The organism is Streptomyces sp. AC555_RSS877, from assembly GCF_019049245.1.
Lineage (GTDB): Bacteria > Actinomycetota > Actinomycetes > Streptomycetales > Streptomycetaceae > Streptomyces.
This window is the reverse complement of sequence record NZ_JAGMUK010000174.1, coordinates 11795-29667: the sequence shown is the minus strand read 5'-3', so window position 1 is coordinate 29667 and position 17873 is coordinate 11795. Positions and strand designations below refer to the sequence as shown.

At 69.9% G+C, this 17873-nt stretch carries 9 protein-coding genes and 3 pseudogenes; 3 read left to right on the top strand and 9 right to left on the bottom strand.

Annotated elements, in window-relative coordinates:
* Positions 1 to 267 (bottom strand): annotated as a pseudogene (locus KUM49_RS38380) (integrase); the annotation flags it as partial.
* 125 nt (positions 268 to 392) lie between these two features.
* Between KUM49_RS38380 and KUM49_RS38375 the strand changes: the two are divergent.
* The 3 genes and pseudogenes from KUM49_RS38375 to KUM49_RS49155 form a co-directional block, all read left to right on the top strand.
* Positions 393 to 587: pseudogene (locus tag KUM49_RS38375) on the top strand (IS5/IS1182 family transposase); the annotation flags it as partial.
* Positions 588 to 603: 16 nt separating this feature from the next.
* Entirely contained in the window at positions 604 to 996 is a 393-nt protein-coding gene (locus KUM49_RS38370) for a hypothetical protein (RefSeq protein ID WP_146192681.1), read from the top strand.
* A gap of 137 nt (positions 997 to 1133) precedes the next feature.
* Positions 1134 to 1244, top strand: a pseudogene (locus tag KUM49_RS49155) (IS5/IS1182 family transposase); the annotation flags it as partial.
* Between the two features lie 161 nt (positions 1245 to 1405).
* Here the strand turns inward: KUM49_RS49155 and KUM49_RS38365 are convergent.
* The 8 genes from KUM49_RS38365 to KUM49_RS38330 all read right to left on the bottom strand — a co-directional run bounded on the left by KUM49_RS38365 (position 1406) and on the right by KUM49_RS38330 (position 17873).
* Positions 1406 to 2158, bottom strand: a complete 753-nt coding sequence (locus tag KUM49_RS38365) for a DeoR/GlpR family DNA-binding transcription regulator (protein WP_217241584.1) — start codon at positions 2156 to 2158, stop codon at positions 1406 to 1408.
* A 199-nt stretch (positions 2159 to 2357) separates the two neighbouring features.
* Positions 2358 to 3686: a hypothetical protein gene (locus KUM49_RS38360; RefSeq protein WP_217241583.1), complete on the bottom strand. Its 1329-nt coding sequence runs from the start codon at positions 3684 to 3686 to the stop codon at positions 2358 to 2360.
* 131 nt (positions 3687 to 3817) lie between these two features.
* A complete protein-coding gene (locus KUM49_RS38355; RefSeq protein ID WP_217241582.1) occupies positions 3818 to 5035 on the bottom strand; it encodes a cytochrome P450 in 1218 nt (405 codons plus the stop codon).
* A gap of 31 nt (positions 5036 to 5066) precedes the next feature.
* On the bottom strand, positions 5067 to 5336 hold the full coding sequence (locus KUM49_RS38350) for an acyl carrier protein (protein ID WP_217241581.1): 270 nt from the start codon (positions 5334 to 5336) through the stop codon (positions 5067 to 5069).
* Positions 5333 to 7288, bottom strand: coding sequence for a thioesterase domain-containing protein (locus KUM49_RS38345; protein WP_217241580.1), 1956 nt, complete (start codon positions 7286 to 7288; stop codon positions 5333 to 5335). Before KUM49_RS38345 ends, KUM49_RS38350 begins: the two co-directional genes overlap by 4 nt.
* Before the next feature lie 72 nt (positions 7289 to 7360).
* A complete protein-coding gene (locus tag KUM49_RS38340) occupies positions 7361 to 8479 on the bottom strand; it encodes a hypothetical protein (RefSeq protein ID WP_217241579.1) in 1119 nt (372 codons plus the stop codon).
* On the bottom strand, positions 8476 to 11475 hold the full coding sequence (locus tag KUM49_RS50440; RefSeq protein WP_217241578.1) for a condensation domain-containing protein: 3000 nt from the start codon (positions 11473 to 11475) through the stop codon (positions 8476 to 8478). The genes KUM49_RS38340 and KUM49_RS50440 overlap by 4 nt, the downstream gene beginning before the upstream one ends.
* Positions 11472 to 17873, bottom strand: coding sequence for a non-ribosomal peptide synthetase (locus tag KUM49_RS38330; protein WP_217241577.1), 6402 nt, complete (start codon positions 17871 to 17873; stop codon positions 11472 to 11474). The genes KUM49_RS50440 and KUM49_RS38330 overlap by 4 nt, the downstream gene beginning before the upstream one ends.

Below are 17873 nucleotides of genomic sequence, written 5' to 3'. Positions count from 1 at the left end.
CAGATCGCGGTGCCAGCGCAAGATCGTGTCCGGCTGTACCAGCAGCAGGAGCTGTCGCAGCCTGTCTCTCGGGAGGCGGTGGAGCAGGCCGGCGAGGAGGAGGCAGTGGGTGTTGGTGAACGCGGGCTTGCCGACCTGGCGTTGTAGGACCAGCATTTGGTGCCGTAGGGCAAGGATCTCGATGTCCTTATCGCGGTCGCTCATGGGCAGCAGGCGAAGGAGCGTCAAGGTGTGGGTCGCGGCGACGTAGGCCAGGCGCAGGAGCACGACGGATCATGATGCCGCCGTCCGCGGTCCGCGGTCCGCGTGAAAACACCGGGACGAGCGGCGCGGTGCGGCCCGAGACAGTGATCAAGGCCGTGACCTTGCCGGATGATTTATCGGCACCCGCAGTGCCGTTCCGGGGCCGCCGACTCAAACGCTGGAAGCGGCGGCACAACAGCGACCACGCCAAGATCCGCTGTCTCGGCGAGCAGGCCATGGCCGTCCTGAAGGGCTGGTGCCTTCTGCGGAAGCTCCGCTGCAGTACCAACCGGATCACCGACATCGTGAAGGCCGTCGTCGTCCTTCAGCGCGTCCCGACCTGAGGTGAGAAACGACTTCATGAGTTTTGACATCTTCGTGTGCCGGTTCGAGAACGGTGAGCCGGCGCCGTTGGACATGAGTGCTGCGCACGAGGTCCTCGGCCCCTATGCAGTGGTGCAGGACCCCGAGACGGACTTCCTGCTGGTGAGTACGGCGGAGGGGGAGGAGGCGGGTGTGTACTTCAACAGTCCGACCGGCATCACCTTCAACCGCTTCGGAGGAGACGGGATCATGGACCTCCTGGCCGTCCTGCTGCGACGGCTGGATGCCGTGCTCGTCGTCCCGGGCGGGCCGACCATGATTCAGCGGGACGCGGACCGCGAGCTTCTGCCCGCATCCCTCAGGGACGGGTGGCCCGTCGTCGTGGCCCGTACCGGCGCGGAGATCGACCGGGCGATCCGGGCTTCCTGAACGAACGGGCGAGGGGCCTGTCCCGGTGCGTCTCACCGGGAACGGCTCCGTCATCTCCACGCGGGCGCGGGCGCGACTGCCGGCCAGTGCGCCTCCGTCACAGCAGCCACGCTGGGATCTGATGCATCGGCCAGTAGGCCATGGCCACCTTCAAAAGCTGGCGTCTCCTGCGAAAGCTCCGCTGCAGTGCCAACTGGATCACCGGCATCGTGAAGACCGTTCTGATCCTTCACCACGTCTCGACCTGAGGTTGGAAAAGGCTCCATGATCCACCTCGCCTCGATCGACAACCTCGCCAAACGCATAACGGACGAGACCACGCCAACCTGGCGAGGAACCTACTACGGCATACAGGGCAATACGTCTAGATCAAATGCCCTCTAAGGAAGCACTACCGGGATGGCCATACTCATACTTCGACCACTTCGACTCCCGCCTCGCGCAGCCGACCGCACGTCATGTCGTCCCCCGGGGCGTTGGTCACCACGACGTCGAGGTCCTCGGGGCCGCAGACCCGGGCCATTCCGGTGCCGGGGAACTTGCCGGCGTCCGCCATCAGGACCACGTGGGCGCTGGCGGCGATCATCGCCCGCTTGACGGGCACCTCGACGGCGGTGGTGTCCAGCACCTGGCCGTCGGGGCGGATGCCGCTGGTGCCGAGGAACAGCCGGTCGGCGTGGATCTGCCGCAGGTTGTCCTCGGTGAGGAAGCCGACCAGCGAGCGGTAGTCGCGCCGGACCACGCCGCCCAGCAGGACCAGCTGGATGTCCTTGTCGTCCTGGAGCTCCTCGTAGACCGCCAGGTTGCTGGTGATGACGGTCAGTGACCGGCCGTGCAGGCGGCGGGCCACCCGCTGGGCCGTGGTGCCGATGTCGAGCAGCACCGTCTCGCCGTCCCGCACGAGTTCGGCGCACCAGATGGCCAGGGCGTCCTTGGCCTCCACCCGGACCGCGGCCACGTCGGCGAACGGGTCGTCCTCGCCGACGACCGGGGCGGCACCGCCGTAGACCCGCTTGAGCAGCCCCTCGTCCTCCAGTTGCACGAGGTCGCGCCGGATCGTGGCCTGACTCGCCCCGACCTTTTCGGCCAGGGCGGCCACCCTGGTGGGACCGTCCGCCCGCAGCACGCGGAGGATCAGCTGATGTCTTCGGTCAGAGAGCATGGCGGTGACACTATGACCAGAGTCGAGCAAAGTCACGCATGAATCTCGCCATCTCTGCGTGACTCTCGTCAAACCTGCTCATCGGGTGCGCGGCTCTGCGCAATTCGAGCGAGGCCCGGACTCACCGCGGTCACGGCCGCTGGCACATCGGCAGCGTCCGAGGGGACCAGCTCCCATGGCCCGGACAGCGAGGCAAGCCCTATGGTTCCGTTCGTGCCTCTGCCTGTTCCAGGAGCCGGCCCACCGTAGCTTCTGGTCCGAAGTGTGCAGCCCGCTCAGCCAGGTTGTGGACAGCGGTCAGCAGCTCCGCCATCCGATCCCTCGGGTAGATTTTCGGGTCGTGTTCGACGCTTGTCCCCACGAACCCCGAGGTGGAGAAGCAGTTGAGTTCCAGGGCGAAACGACCGCTCGGCGCGGATACCCACGGGACCTGCATTTCCTCCACTCCCGCCATCTCGTCCAGTTCCAGACCAGAACCCAGCGCCCTCCCGTTGATGAAATTGAAGAAGCACGGTGGATTTTCCGGGATGCCGCGGGTGCGGTACGCCTGAAGCAGGTCGTCGGGATCATGTCTCGAGTTGAGTACCGCGTCGGTCAGCGCCCCGGTCATACGCCGTACGAGCCCAGCGAAGGTCTCGCTACCGGATCCGAGGTCGGCCAGCAGTGCGCCGTGCCGCGTCTGCAGGCCCACGTATCTGCGCTCGTCGGCCGTCAACCTGTTGGCTGAGCACACAGCCAGCCAGGTGTGGTGTTCGTCCAGCAACGCTCCGCGGGCGATGAGGAACAGTGACAGCAGCACGCCGGGCATGGGCACGCCTGCGCTCGCCGCCAGCGCACTGCACGCCCTTCCCAGGCTTCGGCTGCCGGCCCCGCCGATCGATGATTCGGTGTGCAGGAGGTATGGGCCCGCTTTTCCCAGCCCTACCGCCTTCTCTCCGATGGCGCACAGTCGGGCGATGTTGCGCTGCGAGGTACTGAGCGCGGCAGCGCTCCTCTCGTACCGCAGTATCGCTCGGTGAGTGTCGTCCTCGCTTCCCTCCTCGTCCCACAGTGGCTCTTTCCCTTCCAGGAACCTCAAGGCGTACGACACCGCCGCTGCCAGAGATTCGCCGTCAAGGAAGAAGTGGGCGGCCTCGATCGCCAAGGTGGTTCGCGTGGAATCCTGGAACAGGACGACCCCGATGTTGGGCCGGCCTTCCTCGCGCATGTTGTCCATGATGGCCTGCGGAACCTCGCCGATGTCATCCCCGGCGATCTCTGCGACGACCATGTTCCTTGCTGAGACCGTCGGCAATATCCTCAGCGCAACATCGCCATCGGCATTGTGCACCGCCTGAGCCCGCAGCATCGGGAAGTGTGCGATGACCCGTTCGAATGATGCCCTGACCGAGGCGATGTCCACTCTCTCCCGCAAAACCACGCGCATGTGGCACCGGTGGCGCCAGGGAAGATCAGCAATACCGTCGTGAGGGCCGATCAGCCATGCTTTCTGCGCCCAGTTGAGTTCGACGAGTGTTGATGCTGACACAGAAAAAACCTCCTATGTGCGTACCGCACCGGCGGATGGTATGGCGGCCGGGCGGCACGGTTATCCCGCGTTTCCTCGGCGTGCGCGCTGATCAGTCGTCGGAGACCCGGTTTCGACCGTTACCCGTCACGTCATTTGTCGTCCCAGGTGACAGGGAGCTCACGCAGGTTGGCGATGCGGTGCCCCGCACGGAACTCGAGTGCGGACATCGGCACCGCCATCCGCAAACCGGGCAACCGTGTCAGCAGCCCGCGAAACGCCTCCTGCAGTTGCAGCCGGGCGAGCTGCGCGCCGAGGCAGTGATGGGCGCCCGCGCCGAAGCTCAGGTGGACCTTGGGTGCTCGTCCGACGTCAAGCCGGTCCGGATCGTCAAATGCGGCGCTGTCCCGGTTGGCGGCGTCGAACGTCGGCAAGACGATTTCCCCAGCTGGGATGGTGACCCCGCCGAGGCACACCTCCTCCCGGGTGATCCGCGCCAGCGGGATAAATCCGCTGCCACTGATGATCACGTACCGCAGGAGTTCTTCCACCGCCGCGGGGGCGAGGTCGGGGTCGGCGCGCAGCCGGGCCAGCTCGTCGGGATGCTGACTGAGCGCTACGAACGACGTGCTGATCGAGTTTGCGGTGGTTTCGTGGCCGGCGGCCAGCAGCCCCACGCAGAACTTGACGAGTTCGATATCTGAGAGTTTCTCGGCTGACTCGGGGCTTTCGACAAGTCCGCTGATCAGGTCGTCCCCGGGTGCTCTCCGCTTCCGGCCGATCAGCTGCGCCATGTAGCCGGCCATGGCGGTGTACGCCCTGGCGATCTCGTCCTCAGAGCGGCTCCAGCTGCCGAATATCTTGTTCGCCATTGCGTGGAAGCGGCTGGCGTCCGCTGCCGGCACGCCAAGGAGTACACATGTCACGCTTGCCGGAACCATCAGCGAGAACGACTGGACGAGGTCTGCTGGACGGGGCCCGGCGAGCATCGAGTCGATCAGATCGTCTACGATCTCGGCGACTTTCGGGCGGAGCGCGCGGATGCTCTTCTGAGTGAACGGGCCGGCCACCAGCTTGCGCAGGCGAGTGTGGTCCGGCGGGTCCATACCGACCATGCTGTCAGCGAGAGACGCCTCCGTGCCGTACACCTGGCGGCCGGGAGCGAAGACGAGCTCGCGGGAGTAACGCTGATCGATCATCACTTCACGTGTCTCGTGGAAGCCGGTGACCAGCCACGCCCTGGAATCGTCAGGCAGGCGGACCTTGTTCACCGGGCATTTTCCCATGAGTTCACGCATTTCCGGGCCGGGGTCGTACGGTACCGACGATGGCGGGAACGGAAAACGCGGGACTTCGGAATGATCAGACATGTAGGCAAACCTCCGGAGGAAGAACGGACTCCTAAGCGGAGGCTGTAGCGTCTGCGGCAGCTTCCGTAAGCCTGGCGAGATCACCGAAGTCCCCTTCCGCGAGGGTTCCCAGGAATTCGGCGGAGTCGATTGTCACGGCGAGTTGCTCTTCCGTTTCCATGTACAGCTTGATCGCGGCGATGGAGTTGCCACCGCACTGGAAGAACCGCTCGTAGTCTGCGACCTGCTCCTCGGCTGAACTGTCCAGCGCGTTCAGCCAAAGCCTGGACAGGGCTTCCCGAGTATCGCTGTGTGAGGTCACAGTGCCCTCCTGGTTGGTTCGGGTGTTTCCGGTGAAGACGTCTGAGCGATCTCGGGAAAGGCCACGTAGAGATACTGCTCAAGGACCGCCGCCGGGTCTCGCTTAGCGTCCGGCACGGTGGCTGTCGGGGTGAAGCCGGCCCGTCGCAGCTGCTCGTGCCACTCCGTCTGGGTGAGACAGACGCGGTTCTCGGTGGCCCGGAAGTCGGCCGAGCCGGGCCGGGAGCGCCCGTCAGCCCCCGAGAGCATGAAGAGCATCGAGGCCATCAGCTGGTAGTGCTCCCGGCTGGATTCGACGAACGCGAGCATTCCGTCGTCCGCGGTCATCCGCCGCAGTAGGGCCAGCGTCGCCCCTGTGTCGAGGGCGTTGTGCAGGACGTTCGCCGACAGGACGACGTCAGCGGGCGGCGTTGACGACCCGCTCCCGCCGTTGATGTCGATCAACTCGAACTCGACGAAGGGGAAGTCGGCGTACCGCTCGCGAGCAGTCTTCAGGAACACCGGTGAGATGTCGCTGAAGACGTAGCGCAGCTCGACACCCGTGTCGGCGAGCATCGGTAGGAGGGTGCTCGTGGTGGCGCCGATGCCGGCCCCGAGCTCCAGGACGTGGACCGGTGTGCTGCCCGCACGGTTCCGCACGTGATGCACGACAGCCACGGCGAGGGCCGCGTTCAGGTAGTGGGCCATGGGGTTGTCCCGGTAGGTCGACTCCGCAACCGCGAAGCCGCCGCCCTTGAACCACAGCTCCTGCACGGTGAGCTTGTCCTGGAGCAGCAGGGAGAGGTTGCTGTTGCACCGCAGGAAGAAGTCGCGCAGTTCGTCGCCGTAGCCGAGCGTCGCGCAGGCGCTCGACACTCGGTTGTCGTCGTCGGCCGGCTGCGGCCCCGCCTGGTTCGTCGCGACGAGTGCCCCGTCCCGTCGTACGACGTAGCCCTCCGCCAGTAGGGATGCCACCCAGCGGTCGAGCAGCCACCGGTGACGTGGCGCCACCTGGAGCCGCTCGGCGAGCCCGTCGACGGATGGCCCGTTCTCGGCGCCGGTGACGGCACGGGTCATCGCCATGAGAGCGGCGGCGTCGAGGTCGTGAAGCGCTGCGCCCCACGCGTTCGTGTCGATGTCACCGAGGGCGCGCCGCCCGCTTGCCTCGAGAGCCTCGGCGATGCCGTGGTCGTACCGGGCAGCACGTTCGGGCGTCGTCCCGTGCGCCGGTAGCCGGTGCGTCGCGTCGGCCGGTTCTGCGGTCAGCTCGCTGACCAGCAGTCCTCGGACTTCCTCAGGGAACCGGTCCACGAAAAAGTGGTCGCCGGGGAAGACGTGGACCCGGGTGTCGGCGTTCGTGTGGTGCTCCCACTGCCGCAGCTCGTCCGTGGGCACATCGGGGTCGTCCGTGGAGCCGAGGACCGTGATCGGGACGTCCAGCGCGGGGGTGGGCCGGTAGGTGTACCCGTCGACGACGGACCAGTCGGCGCGGAGCACGGGCAGGGCGAACGCGAGGAGACGCTCGTCGTCCAGCGCCGCCACGGGCGTGCCGCCCAGCCGGCGCAGTTCGGTCATCAGTTCCTCGTCGGTGCGCTGACGCTCCGACAACACGGCCCGCTGCAGGTGCGGCGGGGTTCCTCCGGCGACGACCAGGTGCTGAGGCCGGTGCCCGGTGATGTTGTACAGCTGGTGGGCCAGCTCGAACGCGATGCTCGCGCCCATGCAGTATCCGAACAGTGCGTAGGGCCGCTTCGTGTGCGGCGCGATGTCGGCGGCGAGGGACGCCACCAGTTCGCGCAGGTCGTGGACAAGGCTCTCCCGGAAACGGTTCTCCCGCCCCGGCAACTGGACGGGTACGAACTCGATCCGTCGGTCGGAGCCCTCCCACCACGGTCGGTAGAGGCTGGCGCCCTTGCCCGCGTACGGCAGGCAGAACATCCGGAGAGCGGCGGCAGGGGACGGCGGGCCGTACATGAATGTTCGGTCGCTGATGGGACTACCTTCCTTCGTCATCGAGGATCCCGAGGGAAGCGCTTCGGTGGGCTCTCACAGCAGCTCCTCGTCGACCAGGGAGGCACCCGCGTTGTCCAGCAGCGCCACCGTGCGGGCGAGGGTGGCGCGGGCGGCCGTGGAGCTCGCGATGTCGGCGCGGTGCGTGAGGCGCAGGAGCCAGCCCGCCGCCGACGTGCTGTGCACCGCGAGCGAGTCCTCGGAGGGAGCGAGCATGGCGCCCGCCTCGACGACCTCGAACGGACCGGCTCCCGCCCGGGGGCGGTCGTCATGGAAGGTGAAGGTGAGCGGTGTATCGCCGTCGTCCGGCTCGGTGTCGACCGTTGCTGCGCGCAGGTGTTCCGCGAGGGCGACGACGTCGTACGCCGCTCCCGGTTCGCCCCGGAGCAGGATGCGGTCGCAGACCGGGCCCAGGGGCCGCTTCCCGGACGGGTCAGGGAGAGACGTCGCGACCGGCGCGGTGGCTGCTCCGGATGTCGCCGCACTTGCGGTGATCCAGGCGGCGAGCACGAGCAGGGCCACGGGCAGCCCACGCGATGATCCGATGAGGCGGACGCGGTCCGCGGTGGCGGGGCCGACCTCGTGGGACACGACGGGCATCCGGCGGGGTACACGGCCGGCGGTGGAGCGCATCCTGGCGGCGTGCTCCCGGTAGCCGACGCGTGTCACCGGGGGAATGGGGCCGCCGCCCGCGAAGTACCGGTAGAGCAGGCCGAGTTCGTGGACAGCACGGCGCATGGTCTCCTCGTCGAGCACGACCGGATGGGCCTGGAATCCCAGAAGGGTGCGGCCACCGACGTCGGAGAAGACCGCGACGTGCACGAGTGGTCCGGTGGTCAGGTCCAGCCGCTTGGGTGGCAGTCCGTCGGCGGAGTGCGGTGGCGGCCCGGCAACCAGCTCCACCGGAACGACGGTCTGGGTGCTGACCGTGCCCACGGGACCGTCGTCGTTGTAGCGGACGGTCGTGCGCAGGACATCGTGGCGTCTGCGCAGCTCCATGAGGGCTTGCGCCAGCGCATGGAGATCGGGCTCGCCGGGATGGACCCCAAGCAGCGCGACGCGGTGGGAGCCGTCCGTCGTGTCGGCCTCGAGTGCCGCACTCTGCGCCGCGGTGAGGCCGAGGTTGCCGGGCGGCGTGTCGACAGTCGCCGTCATGCGACGCCCTCCCTTCGGAACAGGGCCAGCCCGTCGTCGGCGGCGCCCCCCACGATGAGCCCGTCGCCGTCCGGGAAGGGGACGATGTCGCCGAGCAGGACCGAGGACGGGGCGACGTCGGGCTCCCAATGGCGGCCGCCGTCGTTGCTGCGCAGCACGACGCCTGCGTCCCCCTGACCGCCGCCCACCGCCCACAGCGTGCCGTCGCCCGCTGCCGTGAGGCTGTTGATGCGCCCACGGTGACCGGCCGGGAGGGTGGGTTCGGTCCACTCGTGCCCGTCCCAGCGCACCATGACGCTGACGCGGCCTTCGGCGGTGAGCCGTGCGCCGAGCACCCAGACGTCGTCGGGGCCGTGGGGGACGACCCGCATGATCTCCACCCCGGCCCGCCCCAGCGGCGGCGGGACGACCTCCTGCCAGCGCTGGCCGTCCCAGTGCGCGAGCCACGACTCCCGGGAGGCGTCGTCACCGTCGACGACGACCGCCGCCCAGACGTCGCGGTCAGAAGTCCCGGCGAGGCACCCGAAGCGTGTCGTCGCCCGTGGCGGAAGGGGCAGGGGCAGGCGTCGCCACCGGCCGTCCTCGCCGCCGGCCGCGACATAGGTCTGCGCGCCCGGGGTGTCGTCGGGGCGCACCATGGTCCAAAGTCCGTCGCCGATCCGGGTGATGGACGCGCAGTCGTACTGCGGAGCGTCACCTCCGACCCGGCGGAACCGGGTGCCCTCGAAGCACAGCAGTCCCCGCCTGCCCGAGAGCCACACGGCGCCGGACGGGGCGACCGCGACGCCGAACACCTTCTCGAGCTCGGGATGGGGCACCTCGTGCCAGCTGTCACCGTTCCAGCGCAGCACGACGGACCGTGTGCCCTCGGCGCTGCCGGGTGTCTCGCGAACGCCAGCCGCCCACATCTGGGTGGGGGAGAGCGCGGCGACGTTGAACAGGTGGCCCGGTCCGCGCAGTGGCAGTTCGGTACGCGTCCATCGGGACGTGTGTCCCTCGCGCCCGGTCCGCTCCTGGTGCTGTGCCACGGTGCCTGCCATGCCGCTGACCGTGGGGACGGCCAGCAGCTCGGCGATCGGGACCTCGACGCCTGCGCGGCGGCGCAGCTCCCAGTTGACCTGCATCAAGGCCATCGACGTGCCGCCGAGGGCGAAGAAGTCCTCGTCGCCTGCCGGGGTCCGCCCGATGACATCGGCCCAGATCGCGGCCACCAGCGTCGACGTGGCCGGTGTCGCCGGTGCGTCCGGCCCGGCGTGGGCCGCCGACGTGCCGGGTGCCCTAAACGCGTTGGGGCCGGGCTGGGTCGGGGGGTCGTCGAGTACCTCGACGCCGCCGCGGGGCCGCCACCGGGCGTGGCGGGCGAGCTGTCGGCCGGGGGAGACCCCGTCGTCGAGGACGAGCCGGCCAACCACTCCCAGAGGGACCCGGGCTCCCTCGCTGTCGACGATGCGCAGGCTCAGCGCGTCCTCGCGCTCGGCGAGCCGCGTCCGCTCCACGTCCGTGGCGAGCGGGATCGCCGCCAGTGGCCGGCTCGGGTCGGCCACCAGGGCGTGGGCCAGGGTCACCAGGTGGTCGGCGAGAAGGCACGCGGTCTCGCGGTCGAGGACGTCGGTGCTGTACTCCAGGCGCCCGAGCAGTCCGTCTCCGTCCTCATCGAGCATGATCGTGAGGTCGTGCTTGGCGGTCGGCGGGTCGTAGGGGATCTCCTCGACCTCGTTCCCCGACAGGAACGGGCGGCTGGGCTGCCCGGTCTGCAGCGCGAACATGACCTGGTAGACGGGGCTGTGCGTGCCGCCACGCGAGGCACCGACGGCGCGGACCACCTCCTCGAACGGCGTGCTCGCGTGCGCGAGGGCGGCGCGCGTGCTGTCGCGGACCCGGTCGACGAGCGCCCCGAACCCCGGCCCGCCCGAGAGGTCGCACCGGATGGCGACGGTGTTGAGGAAGTACCCGATCATCTTCTCGAACCGCCGCTCAGGACGGTCGACGACAGGGGTCGCGATCACGACGTCTTCCTGACCGCCGTGACGGCCGAGCAGGTCGCCGAGTACGGCGAGCAGTACCACGAACAGCGTCGTGGCACGCCCGCTGGCCAGGTCGCGCAACCGGGCGACCAGTTCGGTGTCGAGCCTGAACCGTACGCAGTCGCCGGCGAAGGTGCGCTTCGCCGGACGAGGCCGGTCGAGCGGCAGCACGGTTGAGGGCGCCCCGTCGAGGTAGCGGACCCAGAACTGGTCGGCCGGCTCGCCGTCGCCGGGGCGCTCGCGGTCGTCGGTCGCCGACTGACGCCGACGGCGGGCGTAGTCGCGGTATTGCCCCGGCTGTGGGGGCAGTTCCGGCTCCCGGTCCGAGACCGCTGCGTCGTAGAGCTCGGCGATCTCGGCGTGGAGCAGCGCCATGGACAGCCCGTCACCTGCGACGTGGTGCAGGGTGACGACGAGCACGGTGTCCCCGTCGCCGGTCCGGATGCGTGTCGCGCGTACGAGCACGTCGTCGGCCAGGTCGAACGGCGTCCTCGCCGACGTGTCGGCGATCTGTCGGATCCGGGTCTCGGCGGTGTCTCCGGGCAGGCCCTCGAGGTCGACGCGGTCCACCGTGACGGGACCGGCCGGGCGCACGCGTTGGCGCAGCTCTCCGGCCCGCAGGACGAGGCTGGTCCGGAAGACCTCGTTGCGCTGCACCAGCTTGGTGAACGCCGCGTCGAGCGCCGCGTCGTCCACCGGGCCTTTGACCCGCAGGACGGCAGTCGCGTTGTAGGCGTGCCCGCCGCCCTCGACCTGGTCGATGAGCCAGAGCTGTTGCTGGCCAGCGGACGCCGGCGCGTCGGCACCACCCCGGTCGATCTCGGCGAGCAGCGCGGCCTTGTGCTCGCGCAGCAGGGACCGCACCTCGTCGTCCACGCTGCCGTGAAGTGATCGAACCAGCAGCCGGTCTCCGCGGCGGTCGACCTGGATTCCCCTGTCATCGAGCCAGGTGAGTAGCTGGACGATGTTCACAGCTCCTCCTCGACCATCGTCGCCATCGTCGGAGCCGGTGACGCCTGCGTGTCCTGTGCGCCGGCCCGGACCCTGGACGCGAACTGCCCGACGGTAGGCGCCTCGAACAGGTCGCCCATGGTCATGGACGTCCCGTGGCTCTCGTTGACGAGCGAGAGGACGCGCACGGCCAGCAGCGAGTCGCCCCCGAGCGCGAAGAAGTTCGCGAGGGCGTTGTCCACGGTGCATTCCAGGACGGTCGACCAGATCTCCGCCAGCTCCCGCTCCAGTGGGTGATCCAGCGCAGGCCCGGTGCCGGTGTCCGGTTCCCGGCCCTGCGCGGCGGCCGCGGCGGCGTCCCGGGTGAGCCGGTCCCGGTCGATCTTGCCGTTCGAGGTCAGCGGCATGCGGGGGATCGCCACGATCGTCCCCGGGACCATCGCAGCCAGCAGACTTCGCCTGAGGTGATCGCGCAGCGAGCCGGTGTCGATCGAGGGCACCACGGGCTGGTTCGCCTGCGCGCCCTCCTCCGGGACGGGGACGACGTGAGCCACGAGGACGCGGTCGCCCCCGACCGACGGAGCGGTCACCACGGCGTCCTCGACCTGCGGGTGTGCCGCGAGGGCCGCCTCGATCTCGCCCAACTCGATACGGTTACCGTTGATCTTGACCTGCAGGTCGTCGCGGCCGAGGAACTCAAGGAGCCCGCCCGGCCGCCAGCGTGCCCGGTCACCGGTTCGGTAGAGCCGCGTGCCCCAGACCGGATGCCGCATGAACTTGGTGTCGGTGAGTTCGGGGTCGTGCAGATAGCCGAGCGCGACGCCGCGTCCGCCGATGTAGAGGTCCCCGGGCACCCAGGTGGGCCGCGGGGTCATCGACTCGTCGAGGACGTGCATCTCCTGGCCGGCGAGGGGCCGGCCGTAGGGGACGCTCGACCAGTCGGGCAGCCGTGGGCCCACGCGGTGGAAGACCGACCAGATCGACGCCTCGGTGGCCCCGCCCATGCTGATGACCTCGGCCCTGGGGCACCGCCCGCGGATCAGGTCGGGCAGGTCGACCGGGATCCAGTCGCCGCTGAGCATGACCGTGGTCAGCGACGTGAGCGCGCCGGCCTCCTCGAGTTCGTCCCACTGCAGCAGCAGTCGCATGAGGGCGGGGACGGAGTTCCACAGGGTCACCCCGTGATCGCTGATCAGCCGACGCCAGTGGGCGGGGTCCATTTCCTGCCGGGGGTCCGGCAGGACAAGCGTTCCACCGGCGGCGAGGACACCGAAGATGTCGTACACCGACAGGTCGAAGCTGAGACTGGAGACGCCGAGCACCGAGTCGTCGCCGGTGACTTCGTAGCGCCGGTTGATGTCGACGATGGTGTTCATGGCGCCGCCATGGTCGATCATGACGCCCTTCGGCGTCCCGGTGGAGCCCGAGGTGTAGATGACGTACGCCAGGTCCTCTTCCGCAGTCGCGATCTCGGGGGGTTCCGTGGTCCGGTCCGGGAGACGGTCGACCTCGATGACCGGAACCGATCCGGCCGGTGGCCGGGCTTCGGATCCGTGTTCGGCCAGGCACAGCACGGCGCCGGGGCGGGCCTCCCGGATCAGGGTCTCCTGTCGATCGCGGGGGAGCGAGGGACTGACCGGGACGTAGGCAAGCCCCGCACGCAGCACCCCGAGCACTGCCGCGACCTGGTCCGGACCCTTGGGCATGCTGACTGCAACGAGCGACGACGGCGGCAGGTCCAGTTCGGCCAGGGAGGCGGCGATCCGCAGTGCGTCACGTTCGAGCTCGCGGTAGGTCACGGCCCGGTGCGGTGTGCGCACCGCGACGGCGTCGGGCCGCCGGGCGGCCGTGGCGAAGAACGGTTCGTGCAACAGGGGCAGCCGTCGCGGCGGCAGCGCCGTCTCGTTGGCGTCGCGATGCTCCACGATCTGCTCGGGGCGGCGGTGGTCGCGTCCAGTTTGGTCCCAGGCTGCCTGGTCGTGCGCGAGCCGTTCGAGTGCCGCCCGGTAGTCGGCGAACATGGCGTCGGGCAGCCCGCCCGGGAACTCGGAGCGCACGACGTTCCACACCAGGTCGAGGCCGCCGTCGCGCTCCACCACCACGTGGTCGAGTGACACCTGCGGGGTCTGGTTCGTCGCGGTCACCAGCTCGCCGAAGCCCTCGAAGCCCCAGCCGCCGCCCGAGTCGTCCAGCGCGCTGGTGAAGACGACCGGCGTGTCGCCCCCTCGGGAGACGGCGTCGCCGCGGCGGGCGAGGTCACGCTTGACGCGGATGCCGCCGTAGTAGCGGTGGTCCAGGTCCGACCAGAGCTGACGCTGCACGTCGTGGGCGGCTTCCAGGAAGGAGCGGGATGCGCGCAGGTCGACCTCGAGCAGCGTGACGGTGGTGAAGTCGCCGACGATGCGGTCGACGTCGGGATGCAGCGGCAGCCGGTTGAACATCGTCAGGGTGAGCGTGAAGCGCCGCGAGCTCGACCAGGCCGCGAGGGTCGTGGCGTACGCGGTGAGGGCAACGGTCGACGGGGTCAACCCGGAGCGGCGGGTGGTCTCCAGCAGGGCCTGCCAGGTCGCCGAGGACAGGTGGTGATGGAGCCGGTCGAATTGCGGAGAGCGGTTACCCGCCGTGTCACCGCCCGCGGCGCCCGGGTGCGAGGGCAGGGCGGGCCCGGTGGGCAGGGTGTCGAGACGCTTGTGCCAGTACGTGCGTGACCGCTCGTACAGCTCGGTGGCCTCCAGCTCCCGTTCGGCCAGCACGTAGTCGCGGAACGTCACCTCCTCGGCCGGGGCCAGGTCACGGCCCTGGTAGGCGTCGTACCACTCGGCGAGGATCTTCCGCAGGCTGATCCCGTCGGCGACGAGACCGTCGACGCTCAGATGCAGCCGGCTGCGGTTGTCCGGCGCACGGGTCAGTCGGATGTCGAACAACGGCCACCGGTCCGCAGGCAGGACCTGGTGGGACATCTCGGCGCGCAGGGCGGTGAGATGGGGCTCGACCGCCGTCGGCGGGCCGGCCCGCAGGTCGGTGACCTCGATGCGGTAGTCGTCCACTTCCGTCAGGACTCGCTGCCGGTCGCCGTCGACGCGGCAGCGCAGCATCGGGTGGTTGCGGACCACCGCGTTCCAGGCGGCGCCCAGGCGATCAGGGTCGAGATCGGGTCCCTCGATCTCGAAGTAGCCGTGCGCGGAGACGCCGCCGAGCGTGAAGTCCTTCTGGCGTCCGAGCAGGTAAGCCTGCTGCACGTCGGTCAGCGGGAAGGGCTCCCCGGCATCGTGGGGTGCCGGGTGGGCACGCGGCAACGTGTCGGGTGTTCGAGCCTCCGCACCCTCGAGCCGGCGGGCGAGGCCGGCCGCGGTGGGACGGGCGAGGATGTCCGCGAGCGGAACCTCGGTGCCGAAGACCTCGCGGATCCGGAAGGCGAGCCGGGCCGCGAGCAGCGAGTGACCACCGAGCATGAAGAAGTCGTCGTGCACGCCGACCCGGTCGAGCCCGAGCTCCTCTGCGAGGAGCGCGACCATGCGCGCCTCGACTTCGGTGGACGGCGGATCGGCGGCGTCAGGCGCGCCGCCCACCGCGGCGAGCGCGCGGCGGTCGACCTTGGCGCTGCTGGTCAGAGGGAACGCATCGACGATCGTGACCGCCGCCGGCACCATGTGGGCCGGTAGCCGGCGCGCCGCCCAGTCTTTGAGCGCGCCCGGGTCCAGCCCGTCACCGGTGACGTGGGCGACCAGCCGTGTGCCGATTCCGGCGCCGGTCGTGGTGGTCACCGCATGGCCGACGGCGGGGTGGGCGGCGAGGACGGCGTCGATCTCGCCGAGCTCGATGCGCTGTCCCCGGATCTTGACCTGGTCGTCGTCCCGTCCGTGGAACTCGAGCACGCCGTCATTGCGCCACCGGACGCGGTCGCCGGTGAGGTACAGCCGCTGCCCGGCCCGCCACGGGTTCTCGACGAACCGGGAGGCGGTGAGCTCGGGACGGTTCAGGTACCCGAAGGCGACGGCGGGCCCGCCGACGGCGAGCTCACCGACCACGCCGCGTGGGGCGAGGCGGAGCCCGTCGGTGACCACGTGGACCGACAGGTTCTGCAGCGGCCGCCCGATCGGGGGCCGGTCACCCTCACCCGGGCTGCAACGGTGCGCGGTCGCGCACACGGTCGTCTCGGTGGGGCCGTAGGCGTTGTGGAACGAGGTGCGGGCCGCCCAGGTTCGCGCCAGCGGTCCGGGGCAGGCCTCGCCCGCTGCGATCACGTGCCGCAGGCCGGGGACCTGGTCGGGCGCGAGCGTCGCGAGCACCGACGGGGGGAGGGTCACGTGCGTCGCGGTGGACGCGACGATCTCCGCCGCGAGGGCGCTGCCGGCGACGGCGCCCGGGTCCGGGAGGTGCAGCGTGGCCCCCGACCCGAACGCCATGGCCAGTTCCCAGACACTGGCGTCGAAGCCCGGCGAGGCGTACTGCAGCACGACCGCGCCCGCGTCGACGGCCAGGGTCCGGCCCTGCCAGTCTGCAAGGTTCGCCAGGCCCCCGTGGCTGACCGCGACTCCCTTTGGCCGCCCAGTGGACCCGGAGGTGTAGATGAGGTAGGCGGGTGCGCGGTCGTCCCTCGTGGCCGCGTCCGCCGACAGCTCCTCGACTTCCTCGATCTCGTCGATTGAGGCAAGGTCGACCGCCGTGACCGTCTGCGGGACGGCGAGCCGTGTGCCCTGGCCACTGCGCACCAGAGCGGCGGCCGAGGCGTCGTCGAGCATGAAGGCGATGCGTTCGGCGGGCAGCGTGGGATCGATCGGCAGGTACGTCGCCCCGGCCGCCATCACGCCCAGCGCGACGACCGGCAGGATCGCGGAGCGGCCGGTGCCGACCGCGACGACGTCGCCGCGGTGCACGCCACGGGACGCGAGGTGGGCGGCGACGCCGTTCACGAGCCGAGCGAGGCGCGCGTAGGACACGGTGATCTGGTCGGCCTTCACGGCGATCGCGTCGGGCCGCTCGGCGGCGTGAACCCGCAGGGCGTCGAACAACGACGACGCGGGAACGTCGGCCGACTGGCCGCTGCCGAGCCGGAGCAGGGCGTCCACCTCGGCCTCGTCGAGCAGCTCGATGTCGCCCACAGGACGGTGCGGCTGAGCGAGCGCCTCCTGGAGGATCCGGCGGAAGTGAGTGCCCAGCCGGACGATGGTGCCCTCGTCGAACAGCGCCGTGTCGTACTTGAGCACAGCCGTGGCGTCGTCGCTGGTGCGCACGACCTCGATGGACAGGTCGAACTGCCCCTCCTGCTGCGGCACGTCGAACGCCGCGACCTTCACTTCGTGCACCACGCACGGGCGGCTGGACTCGCCGCTCGCGTGCATGTTCAGCAGCTCGCCGGATCGGTGAGCGGCCTGCATGCTGAACGCGACGTTCCCGACCGGCGCACGCCCGGCTTGTCGGGGAGGGGCGAGGGCACGCACGACCAGAGGGAACGGCAGATCCCGGTGGATCATGGCGCGTGCGACCCGGTCGTGAACCGCGCGGGCCAGTGCCGTGAAGCCGTCGGTGTTCCGGACGTCCGAGCGGAGCAGCACCGGGTTGACGTAGTAGCCGGCGACGCCGCGCTGGCGGCGCATGTCGGGCATGGTCGGGCACGAAACGAGAAAGTCGTCCTGCCCCGTATAGCGCGCGAGCAGTGCCTCGAACGCGGCGAGCAGACAGCTGAACGAGCTGACCTCGGTCTCGCGCGCGAGCGCCTCGACCCGGTCGAGCAGGGGAAGCCCGAGCGGCACGCGCACGGTCGCCCCGCGCGATCCGGGCTCCTGCCCGCCCTCGGCGGGCAGGAGGATGTCGGTCGGTGCTCCCGCGCACTCGTCGCGCCAGAACCGGTCCAGGAGGTGCCCCCGCTCCGAGGCGAGCGTGTCGGCCTCGGAGCGGACAAAGTCGTCATAGGTCGCGCGCAGCCTCCGCAGTTCGGGCTCGCGGCCCTCGAGCATCGCTCCGCTGAGGGCGAGGAGGTCGTTCATCACCACGCCCTGCGACACGAAGTCGGTCACGATGTGGTGGGTCACCAGGAGCAGGACAGGTGCCTGGTCCTCCACCCGGAAGAGCACGACCCGGAACGCGCCGGATGCCAGGTCGAACGGCTCGGCGGCCGCAGCGTGGACGTACTCGCGCAGTGCGGTGTGACTGATCGCGCCGTGGTCCTCCACCTGCAGCTCGAACCGCTCCGGCGGGTCCACCACGCGGCACGGACGCCCGTTCGACTCCGGGAATCGCGAGCGCAGCACGTCGTGGCGCTCGACCAGCGCCGTCACGGCCCGGCGCAGCACTGTGACGTCGAGACCACCGAGCATGCGCAGCGCGAACACCACGTTGTAGGCGGAGCTGTCAGGGTCGGCCCCCTGCAGGTACCACAGGGCCTCCTGCCCGACGGTGAGGGCTCCGGCCTCCGTCAT